Raw genomic sequence first — 16,746 nt, 5'->3', positions numbered from 1 at the left:
GCCGACGCCCACCGGGCCACCGCCGCAGGCGGCCTCCGCGGCCGCTACATCATCCGCCCCTGACCAGCACGCCACCCACCACGCCACACACCACGATCACCGGCACTCGCCCGCCGGAACTCGGGGGCCGCACACGGGAGACGGGCCGACCGCAGCCACCGGAAGCCTCTCGGGGAGGAGAGGCCTTCGGTGGCTGCGGACACCACCCGCCGGCGCCCCGCGGTCCGCCATCGTGCCGGTGTCGAGGACTGATGCGCGGGAGCCCGTCGGCAGGCGCTGTCATAGTCGACGGCATGATCTCTCCGAAGCAGCCCGTGCGGCCCACGTTGAGTCAAACCCTCGCCGCGTCACTGGAGACGGCCCCGACAGGCGGCCTGGTGGACGTGAAATCGGCCCTCCGCGGGCTGGAGGACGCCGGCCGCGGCGCGGCACCCATGCCGGAACTGGCCGAGCCACTGGCCGAGATCGACGTGGTGACGCCGCTGACCCGGACACTCCGTGCCGGCATCCTCGACGAACTGGGCTGGGAAGCCTTGGACGAGGCCGCCGCAGAGCTCGACGGCGAGAGCTGGTGCCGGGCGAGCTGGCCGATCCTGACCGTCCACAACCGCACGAAGGCGATCGCGGTGGGACCCGGTGGGCGCATGGCGGAGCACCGGCTGCGAGTACCACACGGAGCCGGCCGGTTCTCCTACAATCCCGCGGTCTACTTCTCGGACGGAGAATTTCTGGTCTGCCACTACATCAACGGCCAACAGACGCACTACTGGTCGAACACGCCGGATGAGACGTTCACCGTACGGCCCGGGATCTGGAAGTCGTACTACTACGGCGGAAGGGCGACCCACGGCTACACGTTCCTGGCACCGAACGGGCGGCGGTTCATGGGGCACGCGGTCCTCAAACCCCGCGAGCGGCGACTCGGCCCCCACGCTCACATGTTCCACGACGGACAGGACTTCTGGTGGCACACCGCGGATGGGCCAAATGCGGAGCTGCGTCGCATTGATCCGAGCACCGGCAAGCTCGACGCCGCCGATCCTCCGGACTTCCTCGACCCGTCCCTGCTGCGCGAGGGCGAACGCTGGGACTTCGCGTCCTCGTATCTGGCGCCACTGCCGCATGGGGTCGACGGCTCTCCATTGGGCAGCGACGGCACGCAGGTGGGGCTGCGGGTCACCGAGGACAGGACCACCGGACGCGTGCGCTATGAGCGCATCGACGGCGTCCGGGGCGAGTTCGACGGGAGCGGAGCCACCGCCATATGGGGGCTGCTCGACATACCTGGCGCCGACCGCCCGCTGGTGCTCAGCGGGGGCGACCGCCTCTACGACCCGGTCCGCGCCCGCGACGCCGACACCGGTGCGCTCTACTGGGCGGCGGAACGCATGAACACCGGGTGGACGACCCACGAGCCGTCCTTGGTGGCCGCCGGGACGCGGCTCATGCCCCCGTCCGCCTTCTGGCACTTCCTCACGCCGCGCGACCCGGCCGGTTCGGCCGCGCTGCGGCAGACCTCCGAGGACACCGTGCGGCGGCTGCTGAAAGCCGCGGCCGGCTCGGAGCAGCGGCTGCGCGAGGCCATCGGGTCGCTGCTGCCCGAGATCGGCCATCCACTGCTGGTGCGTGGCGTCGCCGGCGTCGTCCGCGAGGCCGTGGAGACGCTGCGTTCCCGTGACGCCCTCGTAGTCCGCCTCACCAGGCCCGCGATACCGCGCCTCGAGGTGCCGCCCAAGGACTTGGACCAAGCGTTGGACGGGCTGCTCTGGACGGCGTCGGGGGCCTCCGGCGTGATCGTGCAGATCGAGCTCGCCTCGGCGTTCCTCGCCGGCACCATCGACAGCGAGACCGCCATGGAGCACTGGCTGGACAATTCCACCGGATGCGACTGGACGGAGCTGCCCGGCCGGGTCGGTGGCCTCGCGATCCGTGCGGTGAGCGCCGTCACCGGCGCTGCGGATCGCGACGCGCTGGTGGACCTGCTGCGCTTCTGGGCCCGCTCACCGCTGGTCCAACCGGGTCTGGAACGTGGGCTGTTGGACGCCCGGGAGCGGGTCGCGCTGCGTGGCCCGGACGGTGCGCTGATGCCGCTGGACATCGCCATGCGCTATCACGACTGGGGCCGGGCGCACTCCGGCGCCGCCGACGAGATCGCGGCATATCTGCAACACGTGACCAGGCCGCGCCCTGCCGGTTTCATCGACAGCCGCCCGGTGCCCGACGGGTGGGCCACGCGCGAGCGGTTGTACCGGTTGCTGGGCGAGCTGAAGCGGCGCGGCCCGGTCCCCTTCGATCCCGACGCGGCCGACCGGCTCGCCGACGCGACCGGCCTCGACCGCGCCGGAGCGGCCCTGCTGATGGCCGGCCTGCCCCACATCGAGAGCGGCAGCCACAACTTCCTGCCGCCGGAGGTGCGCAAGACCCTCCGGCTCAAGGCGGCCGAGGCAAGAGCCGGTCGCGACCGGTTGTCGCGGGAGCTTCCGTACGCCGCCCGCCTGCCCTTCTACGACGCGGCCATGCCGGACGACCCGGCCGAGCTCTGGGACCAGGCAGCGATGGCGGGGCGCCTGGCGCAGGCATGGGAGGCGGCGGTCGTGAGGAACTCCTAGCACTTGGGCGGAACTTCGACGATCTGCCCGCTCAGAGACCGCGTCGTGTCGAGTATGCGGCGTCGGGTCTTCGGCGGAAGGGTCGGCGGGATTCACGGTCGATCGGGGCCGTGTGCGGGCCGAGCAGACGAGCGCCGAACGCTGTCGCCGTGTGTCCGCCAGGCACTACGATCCGCACTCGTGGTGGTCTTCCGATCGGTCGCCCACCTCATCGATCGGCGTTTCGGGGGAAGTTGTGCCGCTGTCACCTTCGGGGAACCGTCGCGCCCGCACGGCCGCCGCGGCCGCCGTACTCTTATGCGGCGTGAACGCCTGCACGTCAGATGGCGACACGCTCCCGCGAACCCAGGCTCCGCCCGGCGTGCCCGCGCCCCCGTTCGCCCGGGCGGTGGGGCCTCTGACCCAGGAACAGGCACGGCACAGCGTCCTCGCCCTCGAGGACCTCGGCCCGGGCTGGAGCGCCGGCGCTCTGAAGGACTCCGTCCCCGATCCCGGCGAGGAGGACTTCCCGACACCCACCGGCGACAGCACGTGCGACAGGGCCCTGGAGCACGCACCGCGCGGCGAGTCCCACATCACGGTCGGCGCCGAGCGCGAGTTCGAGCAGGACCGGACCGCGCTCAAACTCGTCGTGTCCACGCACGTCCACGCCGGGAACGGCGCGGTGGTCCAACTCGGTCGAACCCGCGTGCTGGTGGAGAGTTGCGCGGACATCGACTTCCCGGTGCGAGCCGGAGTCACCACTCGGTACCGCGCCATCGCCGCCCCGGACGTCGCGGACGAGGCCCTGGGCATGCGCATGGTAATGAACGGAGCCGCCTCGGGCTCCGACACCATCGAGGGCGAGACCATGACCATCCGCCTGGGCCCCAACACCGTCACCATCCTCGTCGTGGGTACCGGCCTCGACCCCACCGTCCTGGACAGGCTCACCCGCCGAGCCGCCGAACGCCTCCAAGCCGCCGCCCACGCATGACACCCCCGCCGTCCGCGCGGGCGCCCACCGAAGCCGGATGCCCCGCCCGCGCGCCTGGATCCACGACGGGCGAGGAGCCGATATGGCGTACCGCCGGTGGTGCGGTGAGCGACGGCATCGCCACGGCGGCCTGACACAAGACTCCCGGATCCCGCCTCGGGACCCGGGCCGTGCACCATCGACCACCTGCCCCAAGGAGGCACGCATGACCGTTCGCACGAAGCGCCCGGTTACGCCCGCGCAGCCGGCCGACGAGCAACACGACCTCACCGACTTCGACCTGGACATCACCATCGTCCGGGCCGGCCCCGCCGCAGACCGGTTCATCGCCATGTCGGAGCCCATGTGCAACCCGGGCCCCGACGTGGCGGACCGGCTCGTCCGCTGACGAACGACGGCTGCGGCTCCACGTGCGCGACGGCGTGCGTGCGCTGCCCGTAGGCGGTTCGACCGCGTTCATCGCGCGGTGCCCGGCCGCGCCCGACCCATGGGCGCGGCCGGGCACCGCGGCCACAGGAGGGCCCTATGTATCGCCACGTTGATGCGGCACTGGTCCGGGCGGCTGCCTGGCACCCCGACTGCCGAACGCTCTGGCCGGATCTCGTCGGGCCGTGCGCGAATGCGACGTCGTGGCGGGCGTGGCTGCAACAGATCTGGCACATCGAGGATTTCGCGGTGGCCGTCGCGGCGGCCAGTCCGGCCCTGTCGAGCCGGGTGGAGCAGATGTGCGCCTGCCGATCGCTACCGACCCCTGCCGTACGGCGCACGGTGCTCGCCGTTCTGCGCTATCTGCTGCGCGCCCGTACGCGCGCCACCCCGTTCGGCCTGTTCGCCGGGGTCGCAGCCGCGCGCGTCGGCACCACCGCGGCGCTGCGCGTGGGCACCGGACACTACGCCGTCGCCAGAGCCGACGTGGCGGACAGCACGGCCCTCATCGACCGCTTCGAGCAGCACCCGGCGCTGCGACCCCACCTGATGCTGCTCGCTTCCGCCCTCGCTGTCGAACGCGACGAGCATGTGGTGATCGAGCACCGCCCTGGTGGAACCGCCGACGGGGGACCGCAGCACGTGCGCGTTCGCGTGACCGCGCCGATCCGCGAAGCTCTGGACAGCGCGCGGACCCCGATCCTGTGGAGCGACCTCGCCGCGAAACTCCGCGCGGGTTTCCCGAGCGCGCCGGCCGGCGCGATCGACAACCTCGTCTCGGGCTTGGTCGAGCAACGGTTCCTCCTCACCAGTCTTCGCCCGGCGATGACCGTCACCGACCCCCTCGCCGGTCTCCTCGGCCACGTAGAGCGCCTCGCTCCCGCCGAGGCCGCCGAGATACGTGAGATCCCCAGGCCCGTGCTCGACCTGCGCGTGGACTGGGACCTGACCATACCCAGGGCGGTGGCCCAGGAGGCGGCAGCGGCAGCGAGGGCCCTCACCCGCCTCGCCCCCAGAGCGGCGCCGACCGGCTGGGTCGAGTGGCACGGCCGCTTCGTGGAACGGTACGGGCCGCGGGCGATCGTCCCCGTCCTGGACGCCATCGATGCGCTCGGATATCCTCCCGGCTTCCTCGGGGCCATCCCCGCGTCGGCGCCCTCCCCGCTGCCCGAGCGCGACGGCCGCCTCGTCAAACTCGCCCACACGGCGGGGATGCGGCGCCGTCTCGAAGTCGAACTCGATGATGCCGCGCTGGAGGAACTGGCCACCACGGACCCCGACCACCCCGTACAGCCGAGCACCGAGCTCACCGTCCGCATCGACGCCGCGAGCGTTGCCGCCGTCCGACAGGGCGAGTTCACCCTGCATGTCGTCGGGGCGGCGCGCTCGGCCGGAGTCACGGCCGGCCGCTTCCTGGCGATGCTGGACGACGCGGACCGCCGTCGCATGACCGAGGTGTACGCCGGGCTGCCCGGAGTGCACCACGGCGCGCTCGTCGTGCAGATCAGCTCCGCCCCGCTGTCCCTACGCGCCGAGAACATCGCCCGCTCCCCCCAGGTGACCGAACTGGTCGTCTCGCTCGGCGACTACCAGAGCCCGGGCAGCGGCCTCGTTCCCGTGACGGACCTGGCGGTCACCGCCGACGCCGAACGGCTGCACCTGGTCTCGCTCTCCCGCCGCCGCCCGGTGCACACCCTGCTGCTCAACGCCGTGGAGATGGGCCACCACTCCCATCCGCTGGCCCGGTTCCTGGCCGAGGCACCCGTCGCGTCGGCCGTCCCCTGTACCGGGTTCACCTGGGGGACCGCCGCCTCCAACCTGCCGTTCCTGCCCGCACTGCGCTACGGACGCACGATCCTGTCCCCGGCCCGCTGGCTCCTCACCTGCGGCGACCTCCCCGACACGTCGACGCCGTGGCCGCGGTGGGACGCTGCCCTGGCCCGATGGCGCCGTGACGTGCACCTGCCCGAGCGGGTGTACATGAGCGAAGCCGATCAGCGCGTGGCCCTGGACCTGACGCAGTCTTCGCACCGGGCCCTTCTGCGCACGCACCTGGACCGCGACGGCGAGGTGGTGCTGAACCCCGCGCCCGGGCCCCGGGAGCTGGGATGGACCGGCGGCCGAGCACACGAAGTCGTCATCCCTCTGGTCGCGGACCAGGACGTTGCCCCGGTCCCGGCTCGCCACGTCGTCGCCCGGGAACATGGCCACCTGCCCGGCTGCGACAACCGCATCGACCTCCGGTTGCACGGGCACCGCGACCGGCAGAACCCGGTCCTGACGCGGTACCTGCCGGCCCTGCTGGACGAACTGGGTTTCCCTCGGTGGTGGTTCGTCCGCCACCGAGACCCTGACGACCACCTTCGCGTTCGCCTGACGTGTGCGCCCGGAGCCGTCGGCGGCGCCTTCGAGCGCATCGGCGAGTGGACCCGACGTCTGCGGCGACAGGGCCTGATCACCCACGCCGGCGTGGACACCTACCACCCGGAGATCGCACGGTTCGGCGGGCCCACCGCGATCGACGCGGCCGAGCGGTACTTCGCGGCCGACTCCGCCGCCGCCATGGCCCAACTCGCCGCCCACACCGCTACGGGCACGATGGACGCGGGCGCGGTGACCGCCGCGAGCATGGTCGACATCGCCACCGGTCTGCTCGGTGGCAGCGCCGCGGCGATGCACTGGCTCATCGAACACACGCGCACCGGCCCGGCCGCTCCGCCCCGCGCCGTCTACCGGCAGGCCGTGGACCTGGTGAACACCTGCCCCACGGCCCTGGGCGAGCGGGTCACCACGGCCTGGTGCGCGCGGCGTGGGGCGCTGATCGCCTATCGTCGCGTGCTCACGAGCGCGGACACGCACCCCCAGAATCTGCTGCCGGACCTCTTGCACCTGCACCAGGTCCGGACGCGCGGGCCGGACCCGGCCGAGGAGCGCACGCACCTGCACCTGGCCAGGGCCGCCGCCCTGAGCTGGACGGCACGAGCAAGGAGGGCACCGTGACCACGACGGACACCGCCTCCACCGCGCTGTCGGCCGCCGACCGTCTGGCCCAGGCACTGGCCGACCCGGGCGCCGCGTGGCCCAGGGGGCGGCCCGACGGCCTCCGGGCCTGGCCGCAGTCGCTCGGCGGCGGCGCCTCGGGCATCGCTCTGCTGCACATCGAGCGCGCCCGGACCGACCGCGGCGACTGGGACACCGCGCACACCTGGCTGGTCGCCGCCCTGCGCGGCGACATCAGCGCGGCGGCCAACGCGAGCCTGTACTTCGGCGCGCCCGCGCTCGCGTTCGTCACGTACGGCGCGGCCGCCGCGTCGAACCGGTACCTCCGCGTCCTGGATCGCTTGGATGCGGCGACGATCGACGTCACCCGAAATCGCCTGGCCGCGGCCCACCAGCGCATCGACCGCGCCGAGCGGCCCCTCACGGAAGAGTTCGACCTGATCCGGGGCCTGTCCGGGCTGGGCGCCTACCACCTGACCCGGCATCCCCAGCACGAGATCACTCGGGACGTACTGGCCTACCTGGTGCGCCTGACCGAGCCCATGCCCGTCCCGGGAGCACTGCCGCCCTGGTGGGCAGCCGTCGCGCCCACCGGCGCGCCCCACATCGATGTTCCCGGCGGTCACGGGGACTTCGGGATCGCCCACGGCATCGGCTCCGTGCTGTCCGTGCTGTCCAGGGCCTTGCTCCATGGCCCGACCGTGTCCGGCATGGCCGACGCGGTCGAGCGGATCTGCTCCTGGACCGACCACTGGCGTCGAGGCGACGAGGCCGGTCCCTGGTGGCCGGGCCGGATCACGGTGGAGCAGACGACCGACAACCATATCCACACCGGCCTTCGCCCCCGGCCGTCCTGGTGTTATGGCGTCGGCGGCGCCGCTCGCGCCCAGCAACTGGCCGGGCTCGCTCTCGGCGACCCGGCACGCGTACGGGACGCCGAGAACGCGATCCTCGCCGCGCTGCGCGACCCACCGCAACTGGCCGAACTCCCCGAGATCGGGCTGTGCCACGGGATGGCCGGACTGCTGCACGCCGCCTGGCGGGTGGCCGTCGAGACGGACAACGCCGAGATCACCGCGGAATTGCCGCGCCTGGCCGACCGTCTGATCACCGCCCTCGACCGAAGCGACCACGATCCCGAACTCCTCGACGGAGCCGCCGGGGCGGCCCTCGCCCTACACACCCTGGGCACAGGCAGCGCGCCCGCACCGCACTGGGACACCTTCCTCGCCCTGGCGTGACCCCTGGCGGCCCACCTCGAGAATCGGTAGGACGATCGCAGCGCGCACGTTGTGCGGCTGTTCGTGGACGAGCAGCCCTGTCCGCGCATCCCGCCTGTGAACCACCCGGCCGCATCCGGACCCGAACGGTCCGGTCGGGGCCGGGGCGGTTCCTACGCCGGTGCGACCGGGTGGTAGCGCACGTCGATCTCGGCAAAAGGTTGTGAGCCGTGGGCATGTCGCAGCCGGATCGGCCGGCCGCCGGGGTTGTCGAGGAATCGGATGCCGTCACCAAGCAGGACGGGCGCGATGTGCAGGTCGATTTCGTCGATCAGGCCGCGTTCGAGCAGTTGGCGGCCGATCGTCGGGGAGAGGACTTCGAGGTTCTTGCCGGCCGCGGCCTCCAGGCCGATGCGTACCGCCTCGGCCACGTCGCAGTTCAGGAACGTGACACCGTCGGCGGGCGTGGCGTCCTCGGGATGGTGGGTGAGGACGAAGATCGGGCCGTTCCAGTCCTCGCTGTAGGGTCGGGCGCTCGGGTCGCGGTCCCAGCCGTTCCGCCCGCCCAGGACCGCGCCGGTGGTCTCGATGTACTCCTCTTCCACGCCGTCGCGGCCGGTGACCCCGGTCAGCCAGTCCATGGTGTGGTTCGGGCCCGCCACGAACCCGTCCAACGACATGCTGAAGTGCAAGATCACCTTGCCGGTGGCCTGTTGCGGTTCGATGTCGAACATCCGGAACTCCTTCGCTCGTCGTGCCGGCGGAAAGCCCGCGCCACACGGATGGACCGGACCCACGCCCCGAACTCATCGCCGTATCCCGAACCATTTCGATTCCGCCGCACCCATACCGCGGGCAGATCGGAACCACCCTCGGCCACAAGTGGCATCGGCCCGGAGAAGGCCACGTCATCCGCCCACGTTCCTTTCCGGTATTCGCGGCCCTCCGGTCAATCGGTCAATCGGTCAATCGGTCGACAACAAACGTCCGCACGCGCGTCCACTCGCCACCATCATCGCCCTGTGCCCGGCAATCGCCGTCGGGGTCGTCCCGGCGCACGCGACCACCGTCCCGGCACACCCGGCCGCCGACGACGCGCGCTCGTCGTCAGCCTCGCACGGCAGGTCGGCAGCGGCGCACGTAGTAGCCGCGAATCTGCACGAACATCAGCGGACCCCACAGCACGAACAGTCCGCTGACCACCGTCGCGAGCCCCTCCCACCACCCGTTGGTGAAGCCGACGTTCGACACGCCCGCGATACCGAACGTCGTGACCACCCAGTCGACCAGCAGCGCGGTGAACACGAGCGCGCCGAGCGAGGCGGGCACGATCACCACAAACGGTGGGATGCGTTTGCCGCGCAGCGCCGGAACCCAGTCGGGCACCTTTTCGCCCCATCCGCGCACCAGACCGAAGTACAGCAGCGCGACCCCCTCCGTGAGCACGCTGAGACCGAAGACGTAGGGGACGCTGAGCCAAAGCGACCAGGCCGAGCCGGGTTCGTCCATCCCCATCCGGTAGTCGAAGGCGATCGGCAGTCGCCACAGGCACACGGGCAGCGCCAACAGCGGGAGCAAGTGCGCGAGGTTCTCCGCCCAGCGCGGCACGGGTAGCGCGGTGCCGGTGGAAGTCGCCTGGGGGCCAAGGTCGTTCATCGTGGTCATGTGGCCCAGACTCGTGGATCCGGGCGGGTCCGGTCGTCAGTCCACAGACGGTCACGGCTACGCCGACAAGCCGACTCGTGATCAGCCCGAAGGAGCAGTCGGTGACGCGCCGCTCACGGCTGCGCCCGTCGACTCGGGACACGCGGTCCGGAGCATCTCGGTCCGCGCACGGTCCCGCCCGCCCCGCACGCGCTCATCCGTACGGATGACGACCGATCGCCGGCCGCCCCGCGCGCGCGGCCCGAGCACTGCCCATAGCCCTGTCGCCGTCGAGTCGGAGCCCGGATCCGCCGCCCACGTCCGGTTTCCGGCCGCTGATGAAGCCCGTCCGTTCGCAGGCCGGGAAGCAGGACAAGTGAATGTCGCCCGGATTCTCGCGCCTCGGGCGCAACCGCGGTCTTCGGGACCGGTGATCGTCCGGTGGCGCGGGGCGTATCAGGCGCGGTCGTGGAGAGTGACGTGGTAGCCGTCGGGGTCGGCGAAGGTGAATGTCCGGCCGAAGGGGCCGTCGATCGGTGCGGAGACGATGGTGTGGCCGTCGGCGACGAGAGCATCGTGGACGGCCTGGACGTCGGTGGCGTGGAGCCAGATCGCGGCACCGATGCCGGGCTGGGCAACGGATGCGAGATCGGTGCCGGGAACGACGTCGCGGAGTGCGAACGCGATCGGCTTCGTCTCGAAGACGACGGCGTGCGCAGGTCCGGCCGGCGAGCGGACGAGGCCGAGGTACTGCTCGTAGAACGCCTGCGAAGCGTCGAGGTCGCACGTCTGGAGCGAGATGAAGTCGGGGCCGGTGGCGGGCATGGCGGTGCTCCTTCTCTTCGTGTCAGGTTCCTGACACAGATCAACGTATGTCAGAATCCTGACATGAGTCAAAACGGTGCCGGCGTCGACCTGGACAAATCACTGGGCTACCTGCTGAAAGAGGCTTCGAGCGCCCTGCGCGCAGCCATGGAGGAGGTGCTGCGGCCACTCGGGATGAGCGTGACGCACTACTCCTGCCTCGAACTCCTGGCTCAACGGCCGGGCTTGTCGAACTCCGAGCTCGCGCGGGGCGCGTTCGTGACACGGCAGACGATGAACGTGCTGCTCCAGGCCCTGGAACGAGACGGCTACGTGACCAGGCCCGCGGAGGCGCCCGTCGGGAAGGTTCTCCCCGCGCGGCTCACGCCTCGCGGCCGACGCAGCCTGGAGAAGGCGACCGTGGCGGTCCGGTCCGTCGAGGTCGGAATGCTGGCCGGCCTGACCGAGACCGAGCAGTCGGGCGCGTTCCGGATCCTGCGGAGCATGATCCATTCCCTGCGCGCCGGCAACGACGGCGCGTAGCTCGTTCCTCGGCGCACCTCTCGCCGCACCCGGACCGGAGTGCGGCCGAGCGCGGAAACGCGTGCGGACGACCTCGATCCGGTGCGGGTGGTCCTGAGTTGGGCGTGCGGGCCGTGGCGTGGGTCGAGGCTAGTCGAGGTCGGTGTCGAATGCGTTCACTACCGTCGCTACCATCAGCTTGATTCCCGCGCTGATGCATTTTTCATCCACATCCGAAAATCCCCGACGCGGGTACCGATGTTCCGAAGCGCCCGGCCTGCGGACTCCCAATCGTGCCAGTGCTCCCGGAATCGACTCCAAGTACCATCCGAATCCGTCGCTGACCAGTCTTTGCGGTGCCGCGACCACCGAATCCCGGCCGAGAACCGCGGTTGCCGCGGCCGTGAGCATCTTCATACTGGTGGAATCGTTGACGACGACTCGATCACCGCGGCTGTACTCGATTTCCCACCTGGCGCGATACATCTCCGCCGAAATATCCAAGAGCCTGTGTACCTCGTCAGGCGCCTCCTGCCATGCCTCCGCGTCCAGGCACCACAGTCTTCCTTCGGCCTGGATGAGGTTTCCGGTATCGATGTCGCCGCTGACGCGCTCCCAGGCCAAACCGAGTCTCGGCGGGTTGGGAAAGCCCCAGGTCGACAGAGCTGCCGGTATCTCGGTCATCATCTTTGCCGTGGCGGTCATGGCCTCCGGGCCGGGTCGCGCGATATGGATAACGACCTTGTCGCAGGCCGCAGTCATGGCACCGGTGGACAGGGCCACCTTGCCGGCGTCCGTCCACGGGTCGCACCGGAGAGCGAAGATCCGCCGCACGTCGCTGATTCCACCGGCCGCGATCATGTCCAATGCCCCACCCGGGATTTGCTCCGCCGCGGGCTGGAAGAGCAGCCGGATCCGGCCGGGCAGCATACCTGGGTAGACATGCTGGGCCAGGAACATGCCAACGCCCAGGACAATCGTGGTTTGAACGTCGTTCCCGACGTCGTGACAGACTCCGGGATTGGTGGACCGGTAGGAGACATCCTTTTCGTCGGCTACGGGGAGCGCGTCGATACCGGCGCGAAGTGCGATGATCGGGCCGTCCTCCGAACCTATGTCGCAGATCAGTCCGGTACCTTCGGGTAGAACCGTCGGACTGAGTCCCACCGATCCGAGCCAGTCCCTGATTGCGCTGGTGGTCCGGGTCTCCTTGTGGCCGAGTTCGGCGTGAGCGTGGAGGTCCCGCCGAAAGTCGGTCAGATACCCGTCGGCGAAGGCGAGGTAGTCCGTCAACGCCGGTAGCAGATCCGACGCGGCCGACCGGGGACCGACGTGGATCGAAGTGCTGAAGGACGGCGGTGGATTGGGTGTCGTCCGCGATGGCAGCGGCTTCGTGGTGCGGCCGCCGCCGCGGAGGCCGTCCGCAGCCTCGTCCGCGACGATCCCCTGCTCGCGTCGCTCACGTTCGAGCATTACCCGAAGGATCCGCGCGTCGACCTCGCTCTGATCGCGATCGGCTCCGAAACCGTTCGGAACGGTGCGTGGGTTTCGTCCCCGCAGGTTGGGGGTGGAAGGCACTGGGGATCGGCGTACCGGACAAGGCCCAACCCCGGCGCGGGCGCAAGCCGGAAGTGGGTCGCCCCGGTCTGCGCCCGCGCGTCAGGCCACCGTGCCGGCGACCCCGGTGCGGCCGTCGGGGACGCCGACGATGGTCACGATGACTTGCTTGCGGACGGCCTCGCCGAGCACGCCGACCAGTGCGTCGGTGGTGGTGGCGACCAAGCGGGCGGGAGCGTCCGGGACCTGGGGTAGGTGGTACGCGGCCTCGCGCATGCTGAGAGTGACAAGGGGCGCATCATTGTCGGTCGGTTCGCCGCCGATGCCCCGGCGGCGCTGTGGGATGCCGATCAGGTCCACCCCGACGAGGCGGCTGAACTCCTCGCCGTAGACGGCACCGACCGCGTCGGTCAGGGCGCTGATCAGCTTCGGTTCTACCGTCCCGTCGAGGGTTTCTTCGCGGATGTGCACGCTGAAGTGCGGCATGGGTGGCAACTCCGTTCACGCCGGTACGTACGATGGAGCTCGCTTTGCAAGCAAAACATCTTTGACAGCAAAGATAAACGTGAGGGGGTGTGCGGTGTCAAGGCCCAAGACGCGCGACGTCGCAGAGGGTGGCGGCGACAACGGAGTCGATGACGCCGTAAGGGCCCTGCTACTGCTCATGCCCCGGATGGTGGGCCGGGCCAAGAAGATCCCCGTGCCCGAAGTGCTGCAGTCCTTGGCGCTGGCGCCGCGCCACCTCTCGCTGCTCGCCTACCTGCTCTTCGACGGGCCGATGACCGTGAACGAGCTCGCGGCCCGACTGCGGGTCGCGCCGACGACGGTGAGCCTGCTGGTAGGCGACCTGAGCCGGAAGGGCATCCTGGAACGCCGCGAGGACGAGGCGGACCGGCGTCGTCGGATCATCGGCATCGCGGACGACCAACAACCCGCGATCACCGCCTGGCTCGCCCCGGGCGCGGCTGCGTGGCGCAAGGCACTGGCGCCTCTGACGCCGGATCAGCAGCAACTGTTCGTCGACACCTTGCTCGCGTACGAAGCCGCGGTCGGCGCCGAGGAACAAGGCTGAGCCGAGCCCGGAACTCGACGCCCTCACCGGCCGCGTCCGATCCTTCGCGCGAACGCTCACCGAGGAACGAGGCGAACAACTCCCGGACCGGCTTGGGCTTGCTCCGCATTGGCGGACACCCTCGTTGGCGATGCCGCGGTGACCGACCCGGGGTGCCGCCGCGGACCAGGACCGCATGGATGCCGTTGTCGATGCGGTGCGTGGCGGCTCCTGGGGACGACGCGGCGGCGCTCGTGGTCGCGCACGCCTTTCAACTCGCCACCGGCTTCCATACGCTGCGCCCCTATCCCGGTGACGCACCACATGCGAATCCCGGTGACGCACGGCACCCGTCTCCCGGCGGTGCACCGCACCCGGATCCCGGTGACTCCGGAATCGACAGGCGGGCGAATCCGACCGCAGCCGGCACCGAATCCGGGTAACGGCAGCCGCGTCGCCCGCCGACACCCTGCCGGTACGGCGTTCGCGAGCGCGTGATCGAGACGCTCACGCGGTGGGAATCCGAGCCGCTGTCGGTCACCGCCACGACCACGCGGGCCTCGAAACCGTCCCTCGGGCTCGGCGCCGAACGCGACGTCGTGGACCGGGCCCGGTTCGACCGCATGGGCGGCATGGCCGGCATGGCCGGCATGGCCGCGATAAGCATGGCCGGCGATGTGGGGTACAACCCGTGGCTCGTCGTCCTTTTGATCGTGATCGCCGTGGTGCCCGCGACCACGGCCCTGTGGTTCGCGTTGACCGTGAAGGGACCCGTGGCAATCGCGGGTGTCTCCCTACTCACGGAGGTCGCCTCAGCGGGATGCACTACACCGACATGTTCGCGATGAGCGTTCACACGAAAACCGACAGCCCCATGATCCACGGGTCGTCGTCGGCCGCCACGTTCCTTGCGCCTCTGGTGAGAGGTGTCAGCTTCCGCGCACCGATCACGGCGTACATCGTCCGGTGGTCGCCGTCGGCCGACGAAATCCGGGACGAGAACGTACCGGAGGCTCGGGCCCCTCGCCTGGCGCCGCACCACGCCACGGGCGCGATCCCGGTCCGCACCGACACACAGGTGACGCCCCACCTCGAAACCCGCCACACCCGCCACACCCGCCACACCCGCCGCACCCGCCCCCCGATGTCTCCCCACGCGCTCGGCGGCGGATCACAAGCGCGCCATGAGCGTTCACAGGCGCATGGCCTTGGCGAATGTTCGGATCCGACGATCAAAGAATGGAACGGAAACGCCGTGCGACACATCCTTCTCATCGCCAGTGGCAACAACGGCCTGACCCAACGTGCCGAACTGGCTCTTCGGGCGGCCGGCCACAAGGTTCGACTCGCCGTGGTCGCCGATGAGTCGGGCATTCTGCGGGCAGTCGCCCCGGCGGATTTCGAAGTCATCATCTGCCCGTTCCTGAAGACACGCATCCCCTCGTCGGTCTGGAAAGCCTGGCCCACGGTCGTCATTCATCCGGGTGCGGTCGGCGATCGCGGACCTTCCTCGTTGGACTGGGCCATTGCCGACGGTGAGCCGCTCTGGGGCGTGACGGCCCTGTCCGCCGTGGAGGAGATGGACGCGGGTCCCATCTGGGCGACGCGCACGTTCCCGATGAGTGAACCTCCGGCACGCAAGTCGGCCGTCTACAACGGCCCCGTGGCCGACGCGGCCGTCGAATGCGTTCTGGAGGTCGCCGAGAAGGCCGGGGATCCCGCGTACCTCCCCGTGCCGGCATCGCAATACCCGAAGGCGGTGCCCTCGACTCGGTTGCGCCCGGCGATGTCACAAGCGGACCGTGCGTTCCGGTGGGACTCACCGGGGTCGGACATCGTCCGATCGATCGCGGCGGCGGACGGATTCCCGGGGGTGCTCGCGAACATCGGTTCCGGGGCCGCCTACCTCTACGACGCGCGCTTGGACGGCCCGGTGGCCGGAGTGCTCCCGGGCACGATCGTGGCACGGCATCACGAAGCCGTGCGCGTGGCGGCCCGGGACTCCAGCGTATGGATCGGACACATGCGCGCCAAGACCGACCAGGCTGCCCGTGCCTGCAAGCTTCCCGCACTGCAAACGCTGGCACGCGGCGACCACGGGGTGGACGTCGCGGCCCTGCCCGAAGCAACGTGCTCGCCGTACACGGATATCCGATACCGCCGTGAGGGCGACGTCGGATACCTCACGTTCGACTTCTACAACGGCGCCATGAGCACACGCCAGTGTGGACGACTCCTGTCGGCGCTGCGCGAAGCAACGGCCCGGGACACCAAGGTCCTGGTCCTGCGGGGCGGCCCCGAGTTCTTCTCCAACGGCATCCACCTCAACGTCATCGAGGCCGCCGATCAGCCGGCGTCGGAGGCATGGCAGAACATCACGGCCATCAACGCCGTCTGCCGCACCATCCTCACCGCCACCGGACAGGTCCTCGTCGCGGCGTTCGAAGCGAACGCCGGCGCGGGTGGCGTGATGCTTCCCCTCGGGGCCGACGTGGTCGTCGCTCGGCCCGGCGTCGTGTTGAACCCGCACTACGCGACCATGGGACTGAGCGGCTCGGAACTGCACACCTACACCCTGCCGCGCCGCGTCGGCGAGACGACGGCCCGACGGCTCACCACCGATTGCAGGCCGATCGATGCCGAGACCGCGCTCGCCATCGGCCTCCTCGACCACATCGGCCCCGCGGGGAAAGCCGATTTCGACCGGTGGCTGGCCGACCTGGCCCGGGCGGAAGTCGAAAACTACGAACAGACCATCGACACCAAACGCAAGACTCTGGCCGTCGACGGTGCCTTCAAGCCGGTCGCCGCGTACGAGGCCGAGGAACTCGAGGCGATGGCCCTCGACATGTTCGCCGACCGCAATGGCTTCGCGCACAAACGCCACCGATTCGTCTTCAAGCTCTGAGACCCCCCACCCACGCGGACGCGGTGGGG

Annotated in this window: 14 protein-coding genes; 9 read left to right on the top strand and 5 right to left on the bottom strand. The window is 70.4% G+C overall.

Annotated features, from left to right (window positions below; all coding sequences use genetic code 11):
- Positions 1-293: 293 nt before the first annotated feature.
- The 5 genes from ACWCPW_RS47240 (at position 294) to ACWCPW_RS47220 (ending at position 8,252) form a co-directional block, all read left to right on the top strand.
- A complete protein-coding gene (locus tag ACWCPW_RS47240) occupies positions 294-2,609 on the top strand; it encodes a hypothetical protein (RefSeq protein WP_449767823.1) in 2,316 nt (771 codons plus the stop codon).
- A 361-nt stretch (positions 2,610-2,970) separates the two neighbouring features.
- The gene (locus ACWCPW_RS47235) at positions 2,971-3,585 is read left to right on the top strand and encodes a hypothetical protein (RefSeq protein ID WP_449767822.1); all 615 of its coding nucleotides are present in this window, start codon (positions 2,971-2,973) and stop codon (positions 3,583-3,585) included.
- A 205-nt stretch (positions 3,586-3,790) separates the two neighbouring features.
- On the top strand, positions 3,791-3,973 hold the full coding sequence (locus ACWCPW_RS47230; RefSeq protein WP_449767821.1) for an FxLD family lanthipeptide: 183 nt from the start codon (positions 3,791-3,793) through the stop codon (positions 3,971-3,973).
- Between the two features lie 137 nt (positions 3,974-4,110).
- Positions 4,111-7,011 (top strand): lantibiotic dehydratase, encoded by a 2,901-nt coding sequence (locus ACWCPW_RS47225; RefSeq protein ID WP_449767820.1) that lies wholly within the window; start codon positions 4,111-4,113, stop codon positions 7,009-7,011.
- Positions 7,008-8,252: a lanthionine synthetase C family protein gene (locus tag ACWCPW_RS47220; RefSeq protein WP_449767819.1), complete on the top strand. Its 1,245-nt coding sequence runs from the start codon at positions 7,008-7,010 to the stop codon at positions 8,250-8,252. The genes ACWCPW_RS47225 and ACWCPW_RS47220 overlap by 4 nt, the downstream gene beginning before the upstream one ends.
- A 152-nt stretch (positions 8,253-8,404) precedes the next feature.
- Here ACWCPW_RS47220 and ACWCPW_RS47215 read toward each other — a convergent pair whose 3' ends face one another.
- The 3 genes from ACWCPW_RS47215 to ACWCPW_RS47205 form a co-directional block, all read right to left on the bottom strand.
- Positions 8,405-8,965 (bottom strand): dihydrofolate reductase family protein, encoded by a 561-nt coding sequence (locus tag ACWCPW_RS47215; RefSeq protein WP_449767818.1) that lies wholly within the window; start codon positions 8,963-8,965, stop codon positions 8,405-8,407.
- Between the two features lie 373 nt (positions 8,966-9,338).
- A complete protein-coding gene (locus ACWCPW_RS47210) occupies positions 9,339-9,896 on the bottom strand; it encodes a hypothetical protein (protein WP_449767817.1) in 558 nt (185 codons plus the stop codon).
- Between the two features lie 435 nt (positions 9,897-10,331).
- A complete protein-coding gene (locus ACWCPW_RS47205) occupies positions 10,332-10,700 on the bottom strand; it encodes a VOC family protein (protein ID WP_449767816.1) in 369 nt (122 codons plus the stop codon).
- A 63-nt stretch (positions 10,701-10,763) separates the two neighbouring features.
- On the opposite strand from ACWCPW_RS47205, the gene ACWCPW_RS47200 reads away from it, so the two are divergent.
- Positions 10,764-11,222 (top strand): MarR family winged helix-turn-helix transcriptional regulator, encoded by a 459-nt coding sequence (locus tag ACWCPW_RS47200; protein WP_449767815.1) that lies wholly within the window; start codon positions 10,764-10,766, stop codon positions 11,220-11,222.
- 129 nt (positions 11,223-11,351) lie between these two features.
- Here the strand turns inward: ACWCPW_RS47200 and ACWCPW_RS47195 are convergent, their stop codons facing one another.
- Both ACWCPW_RS47195 and ACWCPW_RS47190 read right to left on the bottom strand, forming a co-directional pair.
- Complete coding sequence (locus ACWCPW_RS47195; RefSeq protein ID WP_449767814.1) at positions 11,352-12,674, bottom strand: amidohydrolase; 1,323 nt, start codon at positions 12,672-12,674, stop codon at positions 11,352-11,354.
- A 186-nt stretch (positions 12,675-12,860) separates the two neighbouring features.
- On the bottom strand, positions 12,861-13,244 hold the full coding sequence (locus ACWCPW_RS47190) for a hypothetical protein (protein WP_449767813.1): 384 nt from the start codon (positions 13,242-13,244) through the stop codon (positions 12,861-12,863).
- Between the two features lie 178 nt (positions 13,245-13,422).
- Between ACWCPW_RS47190 and ACWCPW_RS47185 the strand changes: the two genes are divergently transcribed.
- From ACWCPW_RS47185 to ACWCPW_RS47175, 3 genes are all read left to right on the top strand, one after another.
- Positions 13,423-13,830: a MarR family transcriptional regulator gene (locus ACWCPW_RS47185; RefSeq protein WP_449767826.1), complete on the top strand. Its 408-nt coding sequence runs from the start codon at positions 13,423-13,425 to the stop codon at positions 13,828-13,830.
- A gap of 473 nt (positions 13,831-14,303) precedes the next feature.
- Positions 14,304-14,657: an MHYT domain-containing protein gene (locus ACWCPW_RS47180; protein WP_449767812.1), complete on the top strand. Its 354-nt coding sequence runs from the start codon at positions 14,304-14,306 to the stop codon at positions 14,655-14,657.
- Entirely contained in the window at positions 14,630-16,717 is a 2,088-nt protein-coding gene (locus ACWCPW_RS47175; protein ID WP_449767811.1) for an enoyl-CoA hydratase-related protein, read from the top strand. The genes ACWCPW_RS47180 and ACWCPW_RS47175 overlap by 28 nt, the downstream gene beginning before the upstream one ends.
- Positions 16,718-16,746 lie beyond the last annotated feature (29 nt).

This window comes from Embleya sp. NPDC001921 (assembly GCF_053594475.1).
The sequence above is the reverse complement of the archived record's forward strand: the minus strand, read 5'-3'. Positions and strand labels throughout refer to the sequence as shown.